Genomic DNA, 4,139 nt, shown 5'->3' with positions numbered 1-4,139 from the left:
ACTAAATGATTATTTGTTTTTCATTTTATGCGACATGTTTGAGCCATTATTAAACGAAGAATACTCGTTTATAGAAAAAAATAGGACTAAAACGTTTCTGTTTTAGTCCCACCTACTTGCTTAACTACAGTTCATTTTCAGATTTACTTAATTGCCATTGAAGATAAAGTTCGACTGCAGTTAACAGAACATTAATCATTGCCAAAGTAACCTTAATCTTTTTCTTATTACGCATAAGAGTTCCTCCTTTCTTTAATAGCAGCATGCTATGTTGTGAAATTGTGACATTGTATTGATGTTATTTTGTTATCTCCTCCTTTACCTTTCGTTTGGTCTAGGTGGTTGCTTTAGCAACCACTTGATTAATAAAAAAAGAGAACATCTATTTAAAGATGCTCTCTAAATAAATCATTATTAATTAAATAAAGAAGTGATGGGTAAATGATCACGTCGTTTATTAAGCGTATGCATTTCAGCGAATTCAGACTTAAGAGATTTCATTAAGTATCCTTGCATTGATACAACGGTTTCATTTTTTTGAATAAGCATAGCTTTGAAACGTTTAAGAACATGAAGTATTTCTATTTCCATATCTTCTAACAAGTAGTAGCTATCAATCGCATTGTTGAAAGATGTTTTGGCTTTTAATAATACAGTTTTGATAATTTTAATTTCAGCTACTTCAAAGTTACTTAGATAGTTTTGAATACTTTGCGGTAGTTCTTCGAGTAATTGAAATTTTAAAGCCTCATTATTAAAGTTTGAATTGTCGTGATTTGAATGATTTGTATGATTACTAGGAAAAGTTAGTTTATTATCATTCAAATCATCCGTATCATTATTCTCAGTCTTAATATAATCAGTATCATTATAATCAGTATCATTAGGGTCTAAAATTTGGGATTCTGGACTCCCAAATTTTGAGAATCTGGAGTCCCAAAATTCGGGATTCTGGAGTCCCAAAATTTGGGAGTCCTTGTCATTATAGGTTATAGATGAGGATTGAATACTTTTTTCTACATTAATATTAGTTTCTATATCATGCAAATATAATTTATTAGGTTTATTAAATCCTGTACGTATTTGTTCAAGTAACCCTACTGCTTGAAGTTCTTTTTTAATTTTAGTAATTGTATTCTTGCTTTTATCTAATATATTCTGGAGACTTTCATTTGTAAAAATGAAATATATATCCCCATTATCATCGACCCAATTATTTTTAATCGACAAGCTAACTCTATCGTTGAGAATTGCATAAGTAACTTTGGCACTATCACTTAATTTTTTATATTTTTCATTAACAAATAATGCTTTATGTAGCATATAAAAGTTTTGATTTGCTTGATTTTTAATATTTTTACGAGACATAATAAAAAACCTCTTTCCAATTAAATTTGAATAGAGGTAATAAAACATTACAAATCCACATAACTTTTTGACTTGCAAACTGTAGATATTGTTGTATATAATACATATATCAAATTAAATAGCTAACGTATTGTAACGTTTTATTACCCAGTCCCAACTATTACCAGTAGTTGGGACTAAAACGTATTATGGACATTATATCATTAAAAAAGAACATATAAAAGATATTATAATCCCACTAAAAACCTTTTATAAACACTTGATAAGATTATTATCAAATGTTTATAAAAGGTTTTTTAAGAATACTTAAGATCCCTTTATAAAAGTATTTATGATAAAATTTATTTATAAAGGGTTGATAAAGTATTTATAAAGGGTTGAAGATATGAAGAGCGTTAAAGAAATAAGTGAAGAATTGGAAGTTAGTAAACAGACTGTATTTAATAATATAAAAAGATTGAATATAGAAACAGTGAAACAGGATAATACTTCATTCATTAAAAATGATGTTGATGTAGAAAAAATCATTCAAAGAGTAATCAGAAATAAAAAGAAATATGGCTTTGAAAGTGCTAATGTAAGTTCAGAGAAAGTTAAAACAGATAATAAAAAAAACGAATCTAAATATGATGTTCAAATAATTGAACTACTCGAAAAGCAAATAGATACTTTAAATAAACAACTTGAAAAACAAGAAAAACGTCATGAAACGACAATAGAATTTTATAGAAAAGAATTACAAGAAAGGTCGAAATTACTTGAAAACCAACAAGTATTAGCATTAGAAAGTAACAAAAAAATACAAAGGTTGGAGTCTGAGTTAGAAGAAGAAAGGCAACTCAATTATTCTGCTAATAAGAGGCAGGACATTGAAGTTCAAGAAACAATGGAAAATATGGATTCTATAAATAATGACTCAGATAGTCAAAAAGAAAAAATGGTTTCCCATTTTAGGGATGAAAGTAAAGATAAACATGAGGATAAGCAACAAGATAGTGAACTGCAACAAGGTAATAAAATAGATGGTGAGCAGAAAGAGGATATCAGAAACGAAAATCATTCTAAAAAAAGTTTTTGGAGTAAACTGTTTGGTAATTAAAAATGACTATAAAAGGTGTATCAAGAGTTTATAAACCCTTGATACACCTTTTATAGTGATGGAACTTCTGATAATCATCGGTTATGTTAATTTAAATAATAAATCATATATTATGATTTATTATTTATTACAATTTTCCCTCTAGAATGACCATTTTCACTTAATTTATGAGCTTCTCGAACAAAAGATAGTGGGAAAATAGCTTCGAAGTAAGCTTTGACAACACCATATCCATATAAATTAACAACTTCTATTAAATCTTGACGATTTAATTCTGTCCATGTGAAATATGCTGTAATTCCCTTACTTTCTGCTTTCTTTTTATTAACTTGTCCGCGTATAGATATTAGTCTGCCTCCAGGTTTCAATACATCATAACTACGTTCAAGTGTTTCTCCTGCTTGTGTATCAAGGACGATGTCATAATCATGTACATAATCTTCAAAACGTTCTGTATTGTAGTCAATGGTAACATCTGCCCCAATTGATTTTAAAAATTCATGGTTGTGTGTACTTGCAGTAGTTGCTACATAGGCACCTTTAGCTTTAGCTAATTGAATGCCAAATATACCTACTGCACCTGCGCCACTATGTATTAATACTTTATCGCCGTGTTGCATTTCACCATATTTTATTAACGCTTGATAGACAGTCAAACCATTAATTGGAATTGTCGCACCTTCTTCAAAAGATAATGATTCAGGTTTTTTAACAACTGTGTTTTGATTAATGGCCACAAATTCTGCATAACCACCGTTTTTATCAAGTTGTTGTGTTGCAATAACTGGTGTACCTACTGTTAAATCTGTTACTTTTGAGCCGACTTTACGTATAACGCCTGATATATCCCATCCTAAAATGAGCGGTATAGGGTAATCAATTTTCCCTTCTTGTTCACCTCGTCTAACATGCCAATCGTATGGGCTAATACCTGTATTTTCAACTTCAATTAATACTTCTTCATCTGTTATCTCAGGTAGTGGTAAATTAAATTCTTGTAATACATCAGCTTCTCCATATGATTCTATTTCAAATGCTCTCATCAATATAACCTCCTAATTAGTTCACTTTGTGTGTTGGAAAATATGGAACAATTTCTTCGCCTAATTCATCTATAATGTCTTCAACAGGTCTTCTACCAATTATAGAAAAGCTAAATATTTGGGTATATAATAATCTTTATTATTATATTTAATTAACAACACAACATCTTTAATTTTTATAGTGACAAAAATGTCAGTATTGTTATTTGTCGTAAATAATACCATAATGATAATATAAAAGATAGATAGAAGGGCGTTTTAATGGAATTACAATTAGCAATTGATTTATTAAATAAAGAGGATGCTGCAGAATTAGCAAATAAAGTTAAAGATTATGTAGATATCGTAGAAATTGGTACACCAATCGTTATAAATGAAGGATTACCAGCTGTACAACATTTAAATGATAATATTGATAGTGTAAAAGTATTAGCAGATTTAAAAATTATGGATGCTGCCGACTATGAAGTAAGCCAAGCAGTTAAATTTGGTGCAGACATAGTAACAATTTTAGGCGTTGCAGAAGATGCATCAATTAAAGCAGCAGTTGATGAAGCACATAAACATGGCAAACAATTATTAGTAGATATGATTGCAGTCCAAGATTTAGAAAAACGTGCGAAAGTTTT

General features: G+C 29.3%; 3 protein-coding genes and 1 pseudogene. 2 read left to right on the top strand and 2 right to left on the bottom strand.

The features are described from left to right. Positions 1-414: 414 nt before the first annotated feature. A complete protein-coding gene (locus CM54_RS11775) occupies positions 415-1,368 on the bottom strand; it encodes a replication initiator protein A (RefSeq protein WP_002500634.1) in 954 nt (317 codons plus the stop codon). A gap of 385 nt (positions 1,369-1,753) precedes the next feature. On the opposite strand from CM54_RS11775, the gene CM54_RS11770 reads away from it, so the two are divergent. Then, positions 1,754-2,467, top strand: a complete 714-nt coding sequence (locus tag CM54_RS11770) for a DUF536 domain-containing protein (RefSeq protein ID WP_002500633.1) — start codon at positions 1,754-1,756, stop codon at positions 2,465-2,467. 110 nt (positions 2,468-2,577) lie between these two features. On the opposite strand, the gene CM54_RS11765 is transcribed toward CM54_RS11770, so the two are convergent. Continuing rightward, positions 2,578-3,510 (bottom strand): NADP-dependent oxidoreductase, encoded by a 933-nt coding sequence (locus tag CM54_RS11765; protein ID WP_037551400.1) that lies wholly within the window; start codon positions 3,508-3,510, stop codon positions 2,578-2,580. A gap of 261 nt (positions 3,511-3,771) precedes the next feature. On the opposite strand from CM54_RS11765, the pseudogene CM54_RS13035 reads away from it, so the two are divergent. Next, positions 3,772-4,139: pseudogene (locus CM54_RS13035) on the top strand (orotidine 5'-phosphate decarboxylase / HUMPS family protein); the annotation flags it as partial.

The sequence above is a fragment of the Staphylococcus sp. TE8 genome, from assembly GCF_000692055.1.
GTDB lineage: Bacteria > Bacillota > Bacilli > Staphylococcales > Staphylococcaceae > Staphylococcus > Staphylococcus capitis.
This window is presented reverse-complemented; position numbering and strand designations above follow the sequence as displayed.

Bases quoted from the DNA above. Each gene is read 5' to 3' on its own strand.
- CM54_RS11775 (WP_002500634.1), bottom strand. From the start codon at position 1,368: ATGTCTCGTAAAAATATTAAAAATCAAGCAAATCAAAACTTTTATATG.
- CM54_RS11770 (WP_002500633.1), top strand. From the start codon at position 1,754: ATGAAGAGCGTTAAAGAAATAAGTGAAGAATTGGAAGTTAGTAAACAG.
- CM54_RS11765 (WP_037551400.1), bottom strand. From the start codon at position 3,510: ATGAGAGCATTTGAAATAGAATCATATGGAGAAGCTGATGTATTACAA.